Here is a 19,891-nt window from a genome sequence, read left to right on the forward strand (position 1 = left end):
CATGACAAAGCCGTTATCAATTTCAACGCTACCTCTTTTAAGTGACAGCGTAAGTAAACCAAATTACGATCTGGAAGCAACCGGTTGTGGCATTGTGCATATTGGTCCAGGCGCCTTTCACCGTGCGCACCAAGCGTATTATACCGAAAAGGCGCTGGCTTATGGCGGTGACTGGCGCATTCACGGTGTGTCAATGCGCAGCGCATCTCTTAAAGAAGCGTTGAGTACACAAGACAATCTCTATGCGTTGTGTATTGTTGATAACGAGCCTGAAACCCACATTATCGGCGCAATTAAAACCCTTTCTACACTAGCACATGATCGTGAAGACATTGTTGCTGCGCTGGTGAACAAGCAAACTAAAATTATGACGCTTACCGTGACAGAAAAGGGCTATTGCCTTAATGCGCAAGGTCATCTAGATACTGATCATCCGGATATTAAAGCTGATCTAGTCACGCCAGAAACACCGGTAAGTGCAGTTGGCCTAATTGTTCAAGCGCTGGCACAACGTAAGCAGGCAGGCTATGCAGATATTACCATTATCAGCTGTGACAACGTGTCAGACAACGGTAAAAAGCTGCAAAAAGCGGTGACCGAGTTCGCCAATAAAACGGATGAATCACTCGGCCAATGGATCAGCGAGAACATCGCCTTCCCCTGCACTATGGTTGACAGTATTACGCCGGCAACTGAAGACAGCTTTAAAGCCAACGTTGCCGCTGAGCTGGGCTTAACTGACAACTGGCCTATTCAGCGTGAGGCTTTTACGCAATGGGTGGTTGAAGATAATTTTTCTGGCCCACGACCTGCTTGGGATAAAGTTGGCGTTACTTTTACTCATGATGTGAGCTTCTTTGAGAAAGCTAAGCTTCGCATTCTAAACGGCACACATTCAACACTGGCCTACATAGGGTTATTGCTTGGCAAGGAAACCGTATTCGACGCAATGCGTACCCCAGCCATAAAGCAACTAATTCAAACCATGTTGAAAGAAGAAATTGTTCCGTCTCTATCCAGTGATAACGAGAATGCCGATAGCGGAACACAAGACTTCGATCTGAACGCTTACGCACAAGACATTGTTAAGCGTTATGAGAATAAGCATATTCGCCACCTGTTGTCGCAAATTGCTTGGGATGGGTCACAGAAAATCCCATTTCGAATTCTCGACACAGTACGCGATAACCTAAAAGCAAAACGAAATATTGATTTGCTCTGCAGTGCCGTTGCGGCCTGGTGCCTATTTGTAAACAACAAGGCACGTTTAAACGAAACTATCACCGACCCGCTAGATAGTATGTTAAGGGCCACAGCAAAATCGGTAGACTTTCAGGCAATAGAACTTGCTAAAAAATTGCTATCTCTTGAAACCATGTTCGCTGAACTGTCGGTAAACACTACGTTCAAAGAAAAAGTGCTCGAAAAAGTTAATCAGCTGCTTAGCATTTTATCGCACGAAAACAGCAACGAAGGTCAGCAAGGTTCTGCTCCCACTACGTTAACAGAAAGTTCGCTAGATTCACTAAAAGGAACCGCGTGATGAAAAGTACCTTTTCCATGCTTAAAGGCGCCCCATTACTCCCTATTATTCAGCCTAAATCTGTTGACGAGGGGCTTCACCTAGCAGAAGCAATTGCAAATAGCGGCCTGTGCAACATAGAAGTAGTGAAACGCAGCGACGCAGCATTTGAAGCCCTGTCAGCGATTAGAAAACAGTTTCCTGAACTCGTTGTGGGCATGGGCACATTGTTAAATCGCAACCACGTATTTGAAGCGTTGGATGCAGGCGCGCAATTTTTGATAACGCCCACAAGCTCAGAGACATTGCTCGATACACTGATTGCGTCTAATGCACCCTTTTTGCCAGGTGTCGCTACGCCTGCCGATATTCTTTTGGCGCACCAAAAAGGCATTCGCGAAATGAAGTTCTTTCCTGCGAGTCTTAGCGGCGGAACACCTTTTCTTAAAGCTATTTCAAGCGTATTTAGCGATGTTTCCTTCTGCCCTACCGGCGGCATTAATGGCGACAACGCGAATGAGTATCTCTCGCTTGGCAATGTTCGAGCAGTAGGCGGTACATGGATGATGCCCAAGGCAGCTATTGAAGCACAAAATTGGCAAGCGATTACTTTGGCATGCCAACAAAGCCTAACATTATTTGATGAGGCCGCGGCATGAGCATAGTTGATACCAAACAAAGAATGGTTATTTTTGGCGAGTGCATGGTAGAGCTTCGAAGCACTCAGCGTGAATCATCAGCTACTACGTGTGATGAAAACACAGATAATAACCTTATGGCGAAAAGCTTTGCTGGCGACACCTACAACACTGCGGTTTATTTAAAGCGCTGCTTGCCTTCATCTTCCATTAGCTACTTAACAGCGATAGGTGCTGACTTTTTAAGCGATGAGCTGCTGTTTAAAATGGGTGAGCACGAAATTAACACTGATTTAGTGTTTCGCTCGTCGTCGCGTAACCTTGGTCTGTATATGATCCGCAACGACAACGAAGGTGAAAGAACCTTTGCATATTGGCGCAACCAGTCTGCGGCAACACAGACGCTCAACATCATGAAGGGCGCCGAGTTTGCGTGTGACTGGTTTTATTTGAGCGGTATCTCTATTGCCATTTTAGACGACGAACAGCGTGCTACACTATTCGAACTGATTTCGTCCCTCAAGGCCAAAGGCAGTAAGATTGCCTTTGATCCTAATTATCGAGCTCGTCTTTGGTCATCTCAAGAAGATGCCAAATACTGGACGGGTAAGGCATATGCTGAAGCAGACTTGGCGTTCCCAGGTGCAGACGACCATTTAATGCTGTTTGGCCACACTAATGCTGATGAAATATTTAGCTATTTAGCCGACAAACAGATTGAAGAAATCGTTATGAAAAACGGGGCAGTTGGCGTTCATATACTCCGCCAACAAGAGCAATGTATTGTGCCTGTTGAGCGTGTTGAACAGGTGGTTGATACAACGGCTGCTGGCGATGCATTTAATGGCGGTTATATGGCCGCTCGACTTGCAGGTAGAAAGCCTGTTGAGAGCGCGAGCTATGGTGCAAAAGTGGCAGCGACTGTGATTACCTATCCCGGTGCCATTATATCAAGTGATGCCTTTACTAATCACATACCGTCGCTATAGTCGGTATGTGACCTTCCCTTTTCTCTTCCCTCTTCCCTCTTCCCTCTTCCTCAATAATCATTCGCTACATACACAATTGGTAAAGATGCCTTAGCAAGTTAGCTAAGATAGGTTGTAGTGCGTTAGTTTAAATAAGCGCGGCACACCACAGATTGGCGCACCACTTTGTTTAGTTTGATTTATAGAGTGTCTCGATAAACGTATTTTGCCAGCGGATGCGCTGTTGCTTTTAGCTCTCGAACGAATATCTGCGCCATTTTTGCAGCACCGACTACATTCAAGTGAGTGTCGTCGTTCTTACCTTCAGGGTAGCGCGTATATAAGTCGGCAGGCACCTTAATGAAGTAATGGTTACTTTTAGGTTCACCAATCTGAGCAAGAAAGTCACAGGTTAGTGTATTCATAGGAATAAATGGCACGTTAGCTTGCAGTGCTACTTTCTTCGCAGCATCGGCATACGCCAGCAACGTGCGTTTCAACACGCCTTCCTCGGTGAAATGACGCCTGCAAATACTACTTGCAATAATAACTGATGCGCCTCTCGCTTCAACGTCTTGCACAAACTGTTTCAAATAAGCAGGATAGGCATTTTCCGGGTCGGCATAGCGAGCGGGGTCCGACTGTTTTTGATCGTTGTGACCAAACTGAATTACCACAAAGTCACCTTCAGAAAGATCAGATAACAGCACTTGCCAACGCCCTTCGTCCACAAATCGCTTTGTGCTTCTGCCGTTAGCTGCGTGGTTTTTAATATTTATATTTGGAAGCATGAATTCAGGAAGTAATTGCCCCCAACCACGTTCTGGATATGACAACATTGGCTTGTCTGACATGGTTGAATCGCCAACCAAGTGTAGTGTAACCGGCTTTTCGTAGGGTGGAGCTTTTACACTCCCTTCGTTCTCTGCAATTCCAGCACTTTGTTCCTTAGCAATGTGAGCATTTGAGCTAGCGAGAACAAAAGTGCTTAAATGAGACACGTAGCTGCTTTGAAGAACCGACGTACTTTCTTGGCCTGCCAATGCAAGAGTACTCGATACAGCAATGATGCTTGCAAAACTGTAGCGAAGCGCGTTGAATATTTTCCCTGTGGTGGGTTTACTTGAATTTTTCACACCTTTTCTCCTTTTCAATATTTCTATTGTTGCGATGCAAATTGCTCAAAAAGTAAGGTAGAGGCGTGCTGAACTCCTCCCGGCCTACACTTTTTGCACATAAAAAAGGCCATCATTACGATGGCCAAACACACCCGTCTTCACGGAACACAACATTTAATTATTATCTCAGGCTGGCCAACATAATTGCCCGGCCTGTTTTTTTACATAGTATAACGAGCGCCCAAGAAGAACTGACGGCCCGTGTGGTTGTACTCACGTACCAAGTTCAAAGAGCCATCACCCGTGGTAAACAAGCGCTCGTACTCATCGGTAAGGTTAATGACTTCAAAGGTCAACGTTAGCTCGTCGTTTACGTTATAAAATGACGAGAAATCCACCTGCGTAGGCCCTGTCGTACCGTGCGCAACGTTACCATTGCTGCCAGTAAAGTCTGTCAGGTAATCGTCGCGTTTGTTAACTGACACACGCGCACCGTATTGGTCTGTTTCGTAATACACCGTAAAGTTGTACGATGTTTCACTCATACCTTCGATGTCGTCAGCGTTAACGTGCGTATAGTTCGACACGATACCCATGTTTTCGAACAGTCCTGGTAAGAAACTTAGCGGCTGCTGATAAATTAACTCATAACCGCTTACACTTCTGTCTTCAGCGTTAATTGGACTGCTATGCTCGTATGGAATAGTGCGTGGGTCTAGCGCAATTACAGGGTCAAACTGTGCATCGTTGTCGATAAAGTCGTAGTAAGCACTGTCGACTAAACGCTCTTCTGATGCGCGAACAATCCAGTTATCAATGTCTTTGTAGAACACTGTTGCTGCTAGTAGTGCTTCGTCATCGAAGTACCATTCAACACCAAAGTCAACGTTGTTCGACGTAAACGGATCAAGGAATGGGTTCCCCACGCTCACCGAGCCGTTAATGTAATCAAAGCTTGGGTTACCAGGGTTTAATGAGTTCAGGCTTGGGCGAGTCATAGACTGTGTTAAGCCAAGGCGAACAACTACGTCATCAGTTGCTTCAAGCGCTAAGTTAACTGCTGGCAAAAAGTTATTGTACTCGTTTTCGATTTGTACCGTTTCGCCTTGAATAAAGCCTTCAGAGGTTGTAGTTGTTTTCACATAACGCACACCGTAATTAGCGCGAAGTAACATGTCGGCAATCTCATAGCTCGTATCAAGCTCAAGATACATTGCTGATGTTTCTTCGCCTACTTGCCAGCTTTGTGCAGAACGCGGTGTCCAAACAACATCTAACAATTGGCTATTAATAGCGTCAAAGTCGGCAACAAGGAACGGGTCAAGAGGGCCATCAAAACCACTTCCGAAATCGTCTACCGGCATAATTTCAGCAAAACCTACTGCCGAGTCTTGATCTGGGAAGCCATTTATTTGCTCTTCACTGTAGGTTACAACACGATCATTGTAGGCAAAGCCAGCCTTAATAGTGACTTCATCACCTAAGTATGTCGCATCAAATTTGACCGTGTCGTTTTCACGCAATACATCAGTAGCACGTAATCGGCCATCGCTTAGATTATAGTTGCTTGCATCGTTAACATCGTAACCGTAAGTCACTTCTGGCGCGTTGCTGTTATTGCTAAAGTCAAAGCCGTAGCTGGTTTCTTCCAGCAGCGTCATATTGTAACGATATTGCTCTGAACGAGCGTCAGACTCTGCTGTACCGGCCATCATATCAAGTTTAAGGTTTTCACCAATAAACCACTCGCCAGAAATTACGAATTGGCTAAAGTCTGTAGTTGATTCCTGTAAACGGCTTTCAATACGCGATTTGATACCGTCGTACGTACCAGCCAGCACCTGTTGACCATTAGGATGAACAGTAATAGAGGTAGGCGTAATTTCTTCGAATGTACTTCTGAACATGTGGAAGAAGTTATACATGGTACGGGTGTTATCAAGTTTGGACACTAAACCGTCTAGCGTTAGTGTGAAATTATCTGTTGCAGCCCACTGAATTGAACCGGTGAAGCCTACACGCTCTTGATCATTACCAAAGTAGTCAGGTCTAGGTAAACGAGGAGTCCATAAACAATTAATCGGGTCTACCGACTCACCTTCATACTGGCAATCATCTACGTCAGGTGTGCCGTTAACAACCGTGTTTGATGTATCGCCAAAGATGCCACCACCATCACGAACTGGAGTAGTCCAACGAACTGTACCAAAACCTTCCTGTCTTACTGTACGCTCTGAGAACGCTGCCGAGAAAAGCACACCGACTTTGTCGTCAGCGAAACGGTTGCTGATCATGAAAGCGGCGCGAGGATCGGTCTCTTCTGTAATGCTGTTATAGCCGCCTTGAAGAGATGAAACGAATTTAAAACCGTCGTAATCAAACGGCTTTGCCGAGTACAGATCAACCGTACCTGCAATGCCGCCTTCTTCCATAGAGGCGGTAGGAGATTTTTGAATATCTACGCGGTTGAACAATTCAGAAGCGAAAATGTTAAAGTCAAAGCCACGTCCACCGTTTACACCGCCACCTGAGTCAGTGCCATCTGTACTTGCTGGCACTTCCATGCCATTAAGTGTTGTGCGGGTAAATGAAGGGCTCAAACCACGCAAAGTAATTTGGCGCCCTTCTCCACCTTCACGAGAAATGGCTACGCCGGGTACACGTTGAATTGACTCAGCAATATTTAAGTCCGGGAATTTACCAATGTCTTGCGCAACAATTGATTCTTTACTGTTAACTGATGTTCGCTTTTCCATCAGTGATTTATTAAGTGATCCACGAAAGCCTGATACTTCAATGACTTCCATATTTTGCGCTTCGGTTTCACTGGCTTGTTCGTCTGTGGCTTCTTGCGCATGAATATGTGCGCCTGACAACGCTAGCGTAACAAGAACAGCGAGTTGCTTTTTCTTTGGTAACATTGTTGTTTCTCCGGTTTTTATATTTATAAGAGACGCGCATACTGACAAAAGGTGAAGATGCTTTTGAAACGTGCGTGAACTATTCAAATTTACACAAATTCAACATTTATCGTATTTAACCATTTCACTCCCCTTTATGCCACCGGATAACATTTTGGTGATTAATATCGCCAATGCTTTACTTTTTCCGATAGCACGTCTTGGCTGTTAAGGAAGCGAAAACGCGTCAATTCTAATTCATTCTCTATAGTGGTCTCGTAAACCACCAAAACCTTGATTGAGAAGAGTTGCAGGGTACAGCTATGTTTTCTAATTAACGCAAAACTTCTCTTCGGCAATAATGTAAACCTCGAAAACAACACTCAAGCTTTACATGTGATTTACATCCTAAACAGTTATGCTACCGGTGGCAACAATTTTGTTAAAAAAATTTACAATAAGTAGAAATTTGATATGCAATAATGAAAGAAGAAGAGACTATAGAAACTAACCCAAGCGGGATGAATATTTTAATTAAAACATTTAAATACAGTTATTTACGTCACATTTAACACTTTTCAAACGCGTGAAATAAAAGTTAAAAAATGTAAATAATTCCGTTGACATATGAGCAAATAAAAACCATTATGCTACCGGTAGCACAGAGTGTATTTACAATGTTATAAAAATAAGGGTTTGTTATGCTAAAAGGTATTCTACGCGCAGCTTCCGTGGTAGCTTGCACGGCGTTTGTTTCTTCCGCTGCTAATGCAAATGATTGGGTACAAATGCCTCTCGACAACACAAAATCATGGTCTATGAGAATGATAGAGTCTGAGATGGTGCGTTTCCCAGAAGCTTGGCAAATCGATTGGGATGAGAAGCCACAATGGGATTACGTTCACGGTCTCAACCTTCTTGCCATAACAGAAGTCTATCAAGAAACTAAAGATCCCCGTCTCCTGTCTTATGTAAAAGGTTACTACGACATGTTGGTTCAACAAGACGGAAGTATCAAAACCTATGATATCAATAAGTTTAATATTGATATGGTTAACCCTGGTAAAGTGCTGTTTTTCCTCTATGAAGAAACCGGCAACCCTAAATACAAAAAAGCCGCTGACCTACTTAGAACGCAGCTTACTACTCACCCACGTACCGAGCAAGGTGGCTTTTGGCATAAGAAACGCTACCCAGACCAAATGTGGCTTGATGGCCTATACATGGGGGCCCCCTTCTACGCTGAATACATTGTTAAGTACGGCGATATGAAAGAGCTAGACGACGTATTTTTGCAATTTGAACTCATTGAAGAGCACCTTTACGACGAAAAAACAGGCCTCCCCTTACATGGCTGGGACGCATCTAAAAAGCAAAAGTGGGCTGATAAAGAAACAGGTCTTTCTCAACATCACTGGTCACGTTCGCTAGGTTGGTATGCTATGGCAATGGTGGATGTGCTAGAAGTAGTTCCTGCCGAACACCCAAAAACACCGTGGTTACAAGGGCGCTTTAAAGCGTTTATCGACGCTACGCTTACCTATCAACATAATTCAGGCACTTGGTATCAGGTTACTGACTTGGGAAGCCGTGAAGGAAACTACCTTGAAGCATCAGGTACAGCAATGTTGACCTACGCTATGGCTAAAGGTGCAAGCCTTAAGTTTCTTCCTGAGGAATACAAAGCTCATGCAGAAAAAGGGTTTGCTGGACTTCTTGATCAAATGATTTCGGTTAATCCAGAAACTAACGTTATCAGCCTTGAGCAAGTTTGCGCTGTTGCTGGTCTTGGTGGAAATCCATATAGAGATGGTTCATTCGACTACTACATGAGTGAGCCAATCAGAGCAAACGACGCGAAAGGTGTAGGCCCATTCATTCTGGCTGCACATTATTTGAATAAGTAAAAAGCGCTAAATCGTTAATAAAAGGGGTATATGATGGTCCGACCTAACTCACCGAATGCCAGACGTCACTTCTTAAAGTCTGGTCTCGCCACCACTGTAGCAGCTTCAGGGATAGCTGTAGGCGTTCCTACATTCCTATCTGGATGTGCAAATGTGACCGAAACGGGAAGGACTCAACGCCAGTGGGACGCTGAAGCAAACGTTATTAAAGGGATGATAAAGCGCCCCACCTTTGCAAAGCGCGAAGCTAATGTTACCGACTTTTTAAATGAAAATGGCAGTGATTTTAAGCAAGCGTTGCATGACGCTATCTCTCAAATAGCGAGCCAAGGCGGCGGCAAAGTAGTAGTTCCAAAAGGTAATTGGCTATGCAAGGGCCCTATCCACTTACAATCCAATATAAACCTACATGTTGAACTAGGCGCAACGATACAATTCTCTACTAATCCTGATGATTACAAACCCTATGTGTTTACTCGTTGGGAAGGTATGGAATTGATGGGTTACTCACCACTTATTTATGCGTATGAGCAAACCAACATTGCTATTACCGGCAAAGGTACGTTAGACGGCTGTGCCGCTAAAGACAACTGGTGGCCGTGGAAAGGTAAGTGGAAAGCTTCAACATGGGGTGACGACCCGGTTGAGAACCAAAAGTATACCCGAGATACACTGCAAGAAATGGTAGAAAGGGGCACGCCTGTCAGTGAACGGGTCTTTGAAAATAATTACTTGCGCCCTCCTTTTATCCAACCTTACCGCTGTGAGAATGTACTTATTGAGGGTGTTACCATTCTGCGCTCGCCATTCTGGCTAGTTAACCCAGTCCTTTGCAAAAATGTTACCGTTAACGACGTTTACTGTAAAAGCTTCGGACCCAATTCAGACGGTTGCGATCCGGAAAGCTGCACGAATGTAATTATCTCAAACTGCACGTTTGATACCGGCGACGATTGTATTGCCATTAAATCTGGACGAAACGCAGACGGCCGTCGAGTTAATGTTCCCTGCAGCAATATCATCATTGAACACTGCGAAATGAAGGCCGGACATGGCGGTGTTGTCATTGGCAGTGAAATATCTGGTGGTGTAGAGAATCTTTATGCTCAGTATTGCACCATGAGTAGCCCTGATCTAGACCGAGGTATAAGGATTAAAACCAACAGTATTCGCGGTGGTCACCTCAAGAACTTAAACTATCGCAATATTGATATCGGTACAGTGAAAGACGCTGTTGTCGTGAATTTCTTTTATGAAGAAGGTGACGCAGGCAACTTCCCACCTCTGTTAGAAGATATCACTATTGAAAATTTGAACGTTGCATCAGCTAACCGAGCCTTTGTTCTTCGCGGGTATGACCATACGCCTATTTCTGGGTTGACGTTAAATAACATAACGATAAAACGTGCGCTTAAAGATGCCGTTATCGAAAACGTAGCGCACCTTTCAATTAACAATGTGTTTATTAATAGCCAACCATTTAACAAGCATGGGCTGTAGAAGAATAAATACTATGGAATTTAATAAAGCACGTGTCAGTCTTAGTTTAGCCTTTGTGTTGCTGGCGGGTATATTTTTCAGTGGATTAAGCGCGGCAATGCCAGCAACGACGCATGTAGTGGTAGCTAAATCACATGACAGTGACGATGACAGTGGCGCAAGTAAGGACGCTTTACCTCATTTTAACTCTGTGTCCCAAGCTGTTGCTTATATCGCGTCTCACAAGCCACAAAAAGATAAAGTATGGACCGTCTTTATTAATGAAGGCATTTATCGAGAGCGTGTCGTCATAAACGTTGATAATGTTCACTTTGTGGGCAAGTCGCAAGAAACAACGACTATCGTTTTCAATCGATATGCAGGTCAACAAGTCGCAGAGAATTCTCAAGAAAAATGGGGAACTCGTCGCACTGCCACTGTGGAGATTTTAGGTGATAATATCACTTTGGAAAATATCACTATCACCAATGATTTTGATTATCCCGGTAACGAGGTCAAAGCAAAAGACGACCCTACTCGATTATCAGGTACGCAGGCAGTAGCGCTTAAAACCGATGTGAACTCAGATCGCACTTACCTTAAAAATGTCGCACTCTGGGGTTACCAAGATACCCTCTATTTAAAAGGTGACCGCGCTCTGATTGAAGGCGGAACAATAGCAGGACATATTGACTTTATTTTTGGTGAGGGCACCGCGTTTTTTGAAAGCGTTTCTATTGTTTCCCGTACACGTTATTCTGGCGGTGATAGCGAAGGACTAACAGGCTACATTACCGCCCCAAGCACTCATTTACAGCGTCCTTATGGGTTAACGTTCAATAACTGTAGGCTTGAAAGAGAACACGGCGTTCCAAATGAAAGCGTGGCACTGGGAAGGCCTTGGCATCCTACAACCACCTTTTCAGATGGCCGATATGCAAACCCTTACGCTGTAGGTAAAACCACGTTTATCAACACCTATATGGCAGGTCATATCATCCAAAAGCGCTGGACTACTATGGGTGGAACTACGCCATCAGGTACAAAGAGACCATTTAATCCCCACACAGAAGCAAGATTTTCCGAGTACCAATCTCATGGAGAAGGTGCACCTAAAGCAGTCTCCTCACCAGCAATAAACTCTCATTTTCTGAATGATAAAAACGCGGCTTTTTACACTAAAGAGGCGGTATTGCGAGGCTGGGTGCCAAACCATTTTCCAAACGATGATAGATAGAGTGACTTAAAAAAGTAATTTGCTCAGCACATTGCGTAACCACTTGGTATCTATTATCTTTTAGTTATCACTGTGCATCTCTATACCTTATGTCCATACGTTTTCGATATATCGTTGCTTTAGCGCTAACAGCATCGCTAATTACTTTGTCTTTTCTAATTCTTTCAGGATTAATTAAAGAACAAAAGCAAGATGGAGAAATTATTAATATTGCAGGCCAGCAGCGTATGCTATCGCAACGCATAGCGATGCTAGCTGCTTCATCGACATTGTGTAAAGACAACCAAGAATTAGGCTACTTAAAACAAGATCTTGCTAAATTCAAACAAAATCATGAGTATCTTGTTTCGTTGGAACATCTGCCTACGCAAACGTTTAACACTTATTTCCAACAAGGACAGCTTGATTCAAAAGTCAAAAACTTTGTCGATATAGCTGAGGGTTTGTTAACGAATGCACGTTGTGAAACATCTCCCCTTATTCCAGTTCAAGACCTTACCTCGCTTCTACAGCAGCTAGACAATGTTGTCAGCCAATTTGAACAAGAGGCAATTTCACGTGTAGATACGGTTCTTACTATTGAAATGTACCTGTGGCTTGCAGCACTTGTTCTGCTGAGTATAGAAGCCGCACTTATTTTCTTTCCTATGGAACGTCAGGTTAAACGTTCTATTAACGCGCTAGAGCACTCGAAAGAATTGGCACAAAATGCGGCAGAAAAAGCAGAGAAAGCCAGTAAAGCAAAATCAGAATTTCTATCAAGTATGAGCCATGAGTTGCGTACGCCAATGAACGGTTTATTTGGCATGATAGAACTGGCAATAGATAACCCCGAAAAAAGTAACTTGTACTTAAAAAAGGCAAAAACAGCCGGCCGACAGCTGTTAGTTTTGATCAACGACATATTAGATATATCGAAGATTGAAGCCGGCAAAATCAAAATAGAACAGGCCCCTGTTGATTTGTTACAAGTACTAGACGATGTAGTTTCATTGCAACGGGTTTATTGCCAGCGTAAAGGGCTCGAATTTCACTACTTGAAAGACGCTGATCTTCCCCATGTTATCGAAGGTGATATAACGCGAATAACGCAAATCTTACACAATCTGCTGAGCAACGCTATTAAGTTTACGGCCGAAGGCTCGGTAACGCTTAAAGTGACACACGCTAAACATGAAAATGGCAATCGCCTTAACTTTGATGTTATCGATACAGGCATTGGCATACCTTCTTCTAAACTAGAAAGCATTTTCAAAAAGTTTGAACAAGCTGACCAATCTACAACACGAGAGTTTGGCGGCACAGGGCTGGGGTTAAGCATCGCAAAGCAGCTAGCTAACCTAATGGATGGCGACATTAATGTGGTCTCATTATCAGGCAAAGGCAGCACCTTTACCTTTACAATGCAGGCAAGAGAAGCACAGCTCCCAGATATCAATATTGTGCCAAGTGTTAACTTGCGTTGTGCAATCATTGACGACCTTCAAACCAGTCGCGATTACTTTGAGCACATCGTTGCGTCTATGTCGATTGAGCCCTGTAGTTATGAGAGTGCTAACGCATTTTTAAACGACAAACCGTTTAGTTTTGATGTCATAATTCTTGATCTCTCTATGCCAGAAATGAGCGGCGTAGATTTACTTCATCAGCTTAAAGGCTTAAAACCGCCTAAATTTCCTAAAGTAATACTAATTTCGGCTGAGCTAGAAAGACTGGAAGACGAACAAGAAATACTTGATAGTATTTGGAAGACTCATGCTAAGCCAATCAACAGACGTGAACTAGAAAATGATTTAAGTAAGCTGATTGAAGCAAAGCCTGTTAGCCGCCAAGAGATTCAAGAACTCAACAAAAAGAAACGAGTACTATTGGCCGAAGATAACGAAATTAACGCAGAGATTGTCAAAGCTATATTGCAAACTGAAGGGTACAAATATTTGCATGTTAAGAACGGCCAAGATGCCGTTGAAGTATGCAAACGGCACAAGTTCAACCTGATACTTATGGACTGTAACATGCCTATTATGGGTGGTATCGAAGCTTCCACTATTTTGAGAAAAACTTTGGAATCGAACACTCCCATCATAGCTTTAACTGCTAACGCATTTGCCGAGGACAAAGGAGAATGCTTGGCCGCAGGCATGAATGACTTTCTAGCAAAACCGTTAGATAAAGACACCCTGTTACTTACAATTAAGAAATATATTGGATAAGGTGCCCACCAAAACTGCGGGCCAGCTTCATTTGACCGATAAATGTAACCCAACCAATGAGTTGCTACACGGTGTAGGCCTCTTGCTCCCCTATATATCCTGGGGCAATAGCAAGGTTGTCAGTGTCTGCCAAACTTTGTTGGTTTCTAAGCCAAAGCTGATATTCACCAGTGCGCAAGCTTGCGTGTTTTGTGCAGTCAACGTTCCAGCGGCGGAGTAAATACCCTGCCATAGCCGCGCGTACCTCTAATTTGAGTACGCCTTCTTCCATGGCGTAATCGAGCTCTATTGCCGTAGAATATTTGATATTTTTGGGGTGAGGCACAATTTCAAGAGAAATAAGCCTTCCCCACTCTTCATCGTGCTCAATGCATTCGTGAGTTTCAGGCTCAGTTTTAACTGTAACCTTACTGATTCTTGTCAGAACGAAGTCGCGAAAACTTTGTGATTTCCTATCGAAGGCGCGCACATGCCAGCGCTGACCATTATCAACAATACTATGCGGCACAAGTTCTCGTGCGCCACTGCCACTAGACAAAGATGTGTAAATAACGCTCATCGCCTTTTTATTTACTATGGCTTGTACAACTTTCGCTACCACAAAAATATCAGGCACGTTCAGGGAAGATGCACTTTCTACCGGAAAGTGTACATCGCCAATGGCATCAAAACCGTCCGATATATCGTTAGCAAGCTTTATCAAGGTTCGTTTTGCATCGTGTTCAAAAACGGGAACGAAGTTCTCTGTTTGAAAATAACGCTTTTCCCTTGGATCATAGATTAAGTTTTCAGGCGCTAACTCTTTATATAGCGTAAAGTCACGAGAGCCTGCCGATAGCCCTACCTCAAAACGATTTATTAAATCTTGGCGATGAATGGCCCCTTTAAACAAAAGGCAGAAATCGATATACGCCAGTCGTTGGCGTTGAGAAAAAGAAATAGTCTCTAACATGGTGCGCACTTATTGTATTTTTATTCAGTGTGGTTCATTTAAAGCCGCATGTAAATAGCAATAGAAATAAAAAAGCCCAGCACTTGGCTGGGCTTAAACTTTTAGCGTTTAAGGTTTATGATTTCGCACGCTTACGAGCGAAAAACATACCACTTAACGCCAGTAGCGATAGCACAAAGGTACCTGGTGCAGGTACTTGAGCGATTTCAAAGCTTGTGCTTTCAGTAGTATTGCCACTCTGAGGTCTTCCTCCCTGCCCCAATACAATGCTAGTAGGGGTTAACTCAACGAGACCAGCGTTCAGCGCTAGCATGCTAAACGAAAAGAGTTCCACGACATCTTTACCTTGTTGTGCAAATATAGCGCCCTGAAATGTGGGATCGAACGGTGCAAATAAGTTTTCACCTGCATCTATACTTAGCGTATTTCCATCGCTATCAGAAGTTTTCACTTCTGGCCGAACACCTAATGCACCTAAATCCATAATAGACGAAACATCTAGGCTCAAAAATAAGCTATCGAAGTTGAAAAGTGCAATATAGCCATTGAAGTAAGTCTGCACGCCACCTACAGACAGCTTTGAAGCACTTACTGTTGCCGTGATTGTCTCGCCAACGTTATAAGTATCTTTATCTGTTGTAATCGAAATTAAAGCTGCATTTGCATTAAAAGTGGCGGCAGCCATTAATAGTAAAAAGAATTTTTTCATTGCTATTTTCCTAAAATTAAATTGCACAGTTAGCGCGTGTACACATCGCCATTAACGCCTGAATATCGAAGAAGCTAATTTGGCCGTCGCCGTTGAAATCGTAGTTTTCACCCGTTGCTTGCCCTTGTAAAAACAGTTGATAGAAGGCCATGATATCGTTGTAATCCACATCGTTATCACCATCAAAATCTCCAACTGTTACTTCTTCTGGGAAGTTAAGCACTACCACTACTGGATCGTGATCTGACGAGCGATACGCATCAGCGCCGTAGTAATTAGAAAGCTGGGTTTCAGTCTTATAATTTACGTTATAGTCGAACACGCGAGGTTCGTCGGCATTGATATGCCATATTGTTGCGTCTACCACATATTCGGTTAACGAAGGGCTTGATAAAGCGTGATCTAAGTAACCTACTTCTCCGCCGAAGCTATAGGAATAAGCGCTGTCGCCATCAAAGAAGTTAACCAAGTTACTGTAGCCAGCCTCTTCAAGCGCGAGGATAGGGTCTTCTTTCGCATAGGCATTCAAATCACCCATTACGATAACGCGGTCAGACAAGACGTCACTGTTTTGCTCAACAAGGGAAATCAGACCTTGTGCAGCTTGGGTACGCTTTTCATTCCAACAACCTTGACCGTCACCTGAGTCTGCGTCGTTGCCTGTCGCACCACCACAATTTTTTGACTTAAAGTGATTTATCGCTAAGGTAAAGGCTTCGCCATTACTGTTTACATTGAAACTTTGCAGTAAAGGTTGACGGTTACCGTCGTCAAATGGTGGTTCAGACGTCGTCACAGGGTTGCCCTGAAGCGAAACTACGGCAGGCTTATAGATTATACCTACAGCAATTTCGTCATCGCCTAGCTGAGACTCTAATGCAACATAGCTGTACTCATCGCTGCCTAGTTCAGCGTTTACGCTATCGACTAATGTCGCAATCGCGGCTTCACTGCTATAACCATCGTTTTCAATTTCAACAAGGCCAAGTACGTCTGCACTCATTGCCACAATGGCAGATACAATTTTCGCTTGCTGACGAGCAAATTCAATTTCTGACTCTGCACCGCGAGAGGTTGGAAAATCGGGACCATTGAAGTAATTGAGTACGTTAAAGCTAGCCACTTTTACATCACCGATAGCATTTAGCTGCGGCTCCGCAATTCGTGGGTTAGTGCGTACGGTTTGAATATCACCAACAGGGATAAGGTTGTAAGCACCAAAAGCGTAATGTAATACACCTTCTAGGGCCTCTACACTGTCTCCCAAACGCAGTGGATTGTTGTGCGATAAACCACCTGCTGGGAAAGGAATGTCATCCAAATTCTGTGATGTAGCTCCGTCCTCAACCAATAAAGTGTTTCGTGCATTGATTTCAGCTAGCGCCAACGCTTCTTCTGAACCCGCTACAAACTGATTAGTAGGAATGAATAAGCGTTCTGACGACACGTTAAACTGACCATAACGCCCAAGATTATAGATATCAGATACTTTAAGGGTTTGTTCAAAACTAATGTGCATGCCCTCTAGTGCCTCTAAATCAGTATCAAGGCTAAATGGCATAGCAACAGGTGTGTAAAGCACATTACTACCTACACCCGTAACCTCGGGTTCTGCAGACAGAGTTAATTGGGTTACACCAAAGCGCTCGCCTACTGTACCTTGCAAACGCACCGCATCACCTGCTTCTGGTAGACCAAATGAACCTGCGTAAACAAACACACCTTCAGATGTTGCCGTATTACCATCTGAATCACTCGCTTCTTCCTGAACGAAGAAACCACTCATAGCAGGCACAACTTTGGTTACAACCGCCTCGACAGTCACGTCGGTACCGACCATTGCTGACTCATCGCCGTCACCTTGAATCGCGCTGATTAGCGTTGCTTCAGCGATAGGGTCGGTCGGGTCATTGGGATCTGTCGGGTCAGTTGGGTCGGTAGGATCCGTTGGTTCGCTTACTGAACCATTATGACCGCCAAAATTACTCAGTGTATCTTTTGGAAAGCTGTCCCATTCATCAGTGGTAAACGCTGGGTTGCGGTTAGGGTTTCCGCCTGTCACAGAACTCTTGCGTACTAACGTGACGTCTTTGCCCCAATTAGTCTTAACGCCAAAAGTACCTAATGCATCTACAACTTCACCGTTGTAGACAAGTTCAAGGTAATCGTCTCCATTGAAGTTCATTACTAAATTGCTGATTTTTGAACCAGCTTTAAGCGAAGCATCCGCACTCCCGTGAGCGAATGTCGCCACGCCGCCTGCAGGAATCTCGCCTTCAAGCACTAGCACTTTGCGGTCCGCATCGGCAGTATCGCCGTTTGAAAGTAAAACTAACTCGTAGCCAGACAAGCTCACAGGTTGAGTCGAGCTATTGAAAAGCTCTATCGCTTTGTTATAGCTACCGCCCTCAATATACTCTGAGATGTAAACACTATTGGTTGACGGTCCTGTGTCACCACCTGTATCTCCGCCAGTATCACCGCCTGTGTCTCCTCCTGTGTTTCCTCCGGTATCACTACCAGTGTCTCCGCCCGAGCTATCACAGCTTTCATTAAAGATAAGTGAAGCAAGTTCAGGCTTATCAATAAACGGGTTACGGTTCCCTTGCAATTCAAACACACGCTCGTTACGGCGACGCTCAAATTCATCAACTGGATCGCTTTCATGCCACTGAAGCAGCACACAAAGCTTGCCAAATGCTGCTTCGTCGGTAGACGTTAAGCGATTTAGCAATACTAAATCTTCTTCGGTATCGCCTGCAGTGTTACCGTCGTAACGCACATCCATATAAAGCATAGAGCGAGCTACGTCGCCTTTCACCGCATCGCGCGGCTCAAAAGAGTCATTATCAACACGGTTTGTTGGTGCCTCTGCCAGTGTGCTATCGCTAAAGTCAAAATCAAGATTACCGCGCGAGCTGTTAACGGAGATGTCTGTGGGGCGCAGGTGAAGAATATCGGTGTATGCCGTTAAGCTTGAGCTTGAAAAGCCATGACTTTTTGCCCAAACATGTTCACGGTTCCAATTATCTGAGTTAGAGCTTTGGCTACCGCTTCCGTTGGTAAACTTCCCTTGCGATATCCCTTTGTAAAACAGGATGACATTGTCAGTATTTGAAGGGTCTTCATCGGTATAGGTTAGCGCCGTCCACACCTCAGAATATGATAGCGTGCGATGACCATTTTCAATGATGTTGTGTGTTGTTTCTTTCAGTGTTTGTGCGCTATCGCCATTAGCAACAGCTGCATCTAGAGCGGCGTAGTAGTCCGATGCTACAAAATCACTCGCTAAATTAATTGCTTCTAAATCTGGGCAATTAAAGCAACTACCGCTTAAGAAAAGAAGTTCGTTTGAAGGCTCGCCCCCGTTATCAGGATTATCACCGCCGTTTTCTCCTCCATCAGTGGCACCGCTACCGGTCACCGAAATACTGTCTAAATTTAAGTATTCTGTGCCAGCATTATTAGCCATAGCGACTTTCAATACTAACGTGCTACCACTTCCAATTGTTTCATTTATTGTGGCACTATCGAAATCATCTTGTACGGTATTGGATGCCCCTTCGGTAAGCGTTATAAGCTCAAAAGCACCGCCATCTAGTGAGTAAAATACATCAACGTAATCAGTCGATTCAAAATCGCCACTTTCCGAAAGTACTGCATTGATGGTGACATCACCGGCGTCAGTGATATCAATTGATTCACTTAACCAAACCACTTCGCCATCGACATCACGGGCTTGCATGGCGCCATTTTCTACCCGGAACCAATCTGTATCTGCAGTTAAAGCGCCAGCTGAAACATCAATTGACCAACGCTCATCGCCTTCAAGATTTGAAATGGCTCCGTCAGGATTCGAGCCAGTTGCGCCTTTGTTTTGAAGCTCAGCAGCTTCAAAATCTTCTTGCCAAACCGTTTCGGCTGAAGCATTAACCGATACTACACCTAGTGACAAGGCGCCAGCCAACAACGCGTTGACTACCTTAGCTGAATGCTTCAGCTTATACTTTTGTGTGTTACCCTCATTAATCATTTTGCTTTCCGCTTTATTTGTATAAGGAAGGTATAAATTCTTATACATACGTATACACATCAAGTACTTAATTAAAATAATAATAAAACAGTCACACTGTATACATATCAACAACTTACAACTTTAAAATAAGTTTATTTATTCATTAACTCGACTGAATCTTGGTACAGGAAAATCTAATTTGTAACCGACATTCCGCATCAAATTCAGGAATA

General features: G+C 43.9%; 12 protein-coding genes. 7 read left to right on the forward strand and 5 right to left on the reverse strand.

Annotated features, from left to right (window positions below):
- Nucleotide 1: 1 nt before the first annotated feature.
- Genes ACX5KA_RS09640 through ACX5KA_RS09650 form a run of 3 tightly spaced genes read left to right on the forward strand, consistent with a single transcriptional unit; the run spans nt 2 to nt 3,149 of the window.
- A complete protein-coding gene (locus ACX5KA_RS09640) occupies nt 2-1,543 on the forward strand; it encodes a mannitol dehydrogenase family protein (protein ID WP_458730988.1) in 1,542 nt (513 codons plus the stop codon).
- Nucleotides 1,543-2,181 carry a bifunctional 4-hydroxy-2-oxoglutarate aldolase/2-dehydro-3-deoxy-phosphogluconate aldolase gene (gene eda, locus ACX5KA_RS09645; RefSeq protein WP_039216584.1) on the forward strand — a complete coding sequence of 213 codons (639 nt, stop codon included), beginning with the start codon at nt 1,543-1,545 and terminating at the stop codon, nt 2,179-2,181. The genes ACX5KA_RS09640 and eda overlap by 1 nt, the downstream gene beginning before the upstream one ends.
- The gene (locus tag ACX5KA_RS09650) at nt 2,178-3,149 is read left to right on the forward strand and encodes a sugar kinase (RefSeq protein ID WP_458730989.1); all 972 of its coding nucleotides are present in this window, start codon (nt 2,178-2,180) and stop codon (nt 3,147-3,149) included. Before eda ends, ACX5KA_RS09650 begins: the two co-directional genes overlap by 4 nt.
- 179 nt (nt 3,150-3,328) lie before the next feature.
- On the opposite strand, the gene ACX5KA_RS09655 is transcribed toward ACX5KA_RS09650, so the two are convergent.
- Together ACX5KA_RS09655 and ACX5KA_RS09660 are read right to left on the reverse strand one after the other, a co-directional pair.
- A complete protein-coding gene (locus ACX5KA_RS09655) occupies nt 3,329-4,264 on the reverse strand; it encodes a rhamnogalacturonan acetylesterase (RefSeq protein WP_458730990.1) in 936 nt (311 codons plus the stop codon).
- A gap of 203 nt (nt 4,265-4,467) precedes the next feature.
- Nucleotides 4,468-7,167: a TonB-dependent receptor gene (locus ACX5KA_RS09660; protein WP_014949881.1), complete on the reverse strand. Its 2,700-nt coding sequence runs from the start codon at nt 7,165-7,167 to the stop codon at nt 4,468-4,470.
- Nucleotides 7,168-7,847: 680 nt separating this feature from the next.
- Here ACX5KA_RS09660 and ACX5KA_RS09665 point away from each other — a divergent pair.
- The 4 genes from ACX5KA_RS09665 (at nt 7,848) to ACX5KA_RS09680 (ending at nt 13,982) form a co-directional block, all read left to right on the forward strand.
- Nucleotides 7,848-9,053: a glycoside hydrolase family 88/105 protein gene (locus ACX5KA_RS09665; RefSeq protein WP_334060605.1), complete on the forward strand. Its 1,206-nt coding sequence runs from the start codon at nt 7,848-7,850 to the stop codon at nt 9,051-9,053.
- A 33-nt stretch (nt 9,054-9,086) separates the two neighbouring features.
- Nucleotides 9,087-10,553 carry a glycoside hydrolase family 28 protein gene (locus ACX5KA_RS09670; RefSeq protein WP_458730991.1) on the forward strand — a complete coding sequence of 489 codons (1,467 nt, stop codon included), beginning with the start codon at nt 9,087-9,089 and terminating at the stop codon, nt 10,551-10,553.
- 13 nt (nt 10,554-10,566) lie between these two features.
- Nucleotides 10,567-11,769, forward strand: coding sequence for a pectinesterase family protein (locus ACX5KA_RS09675; RefSeq protein WP_458730992.1), 1,203 nt, complete (start codon nt 10,567-10,569; stop codon nt 11,767-11,769).
- Nucleotides 11,770-11,858: 89 nt separating this feature from the next.
- Nucleotides 11,859-13,982 (forward strand): response regulator, encoded by a 2,124-nt coding sequence (locus ACX5KA_RS09680; RefSeq protein ID WP_458730993.1) that lies wholly within the window; start codon nt 11,859-11,861, stop codon nt 13,980-13,982.
- 64 nt (nt 13,983-14,046) lie between these two features.
- Here the strand turns inward: ACX5KA_RS09680 and ACX5KA_RS09685 are convergent, their stop codons facing one another.
- The 3 genes from ACX5KA_RS09685 to ACX5KA_RS09695 form a co-directional block, all read right to left on the reverse strand.
- Complete coding sequence (locus ACX5KA_RS09685; RefSeq protein WP_334060601.1) at nt 14,047-14,934, reverse strand: WYL domain-containing protein; 888 nt, start codon at nt 14,932-14,934, stop codon at nt 14,047-14,049.
- A 115-nt stretch (nt 14,935-15,049) separates the two neighbouring features.
- A complete protein-coding gene (locus ACX5KA_RS09690) occupies nt 15,050-15,643 on the reverse strand; it encodes a PEP-CTERM sorting domain-containing protein (RefSeq protein ID WP_334060600.1) in 594 nt (197 codons plus the stop codon).
- A gap of 16 nt (nt 15,644-15,659) precedes the next feature.
- Complete coding sequence (locus ACX5KA_RS09695) at nt 15,660-19,676, reverse strand: ExeM/NucH family extracellular endonuclease (protein WP_458730995.1); 4,017 nt, start codon at nt 19,674-19,676, stop codon at nt 15,660-15,662.
- Nucleotides 19,677-19,891 lie beyond the last annotated feature (215 nt).

It is taken from the genome of Alteromonas alvinellae (assembly GCF_902705805.1).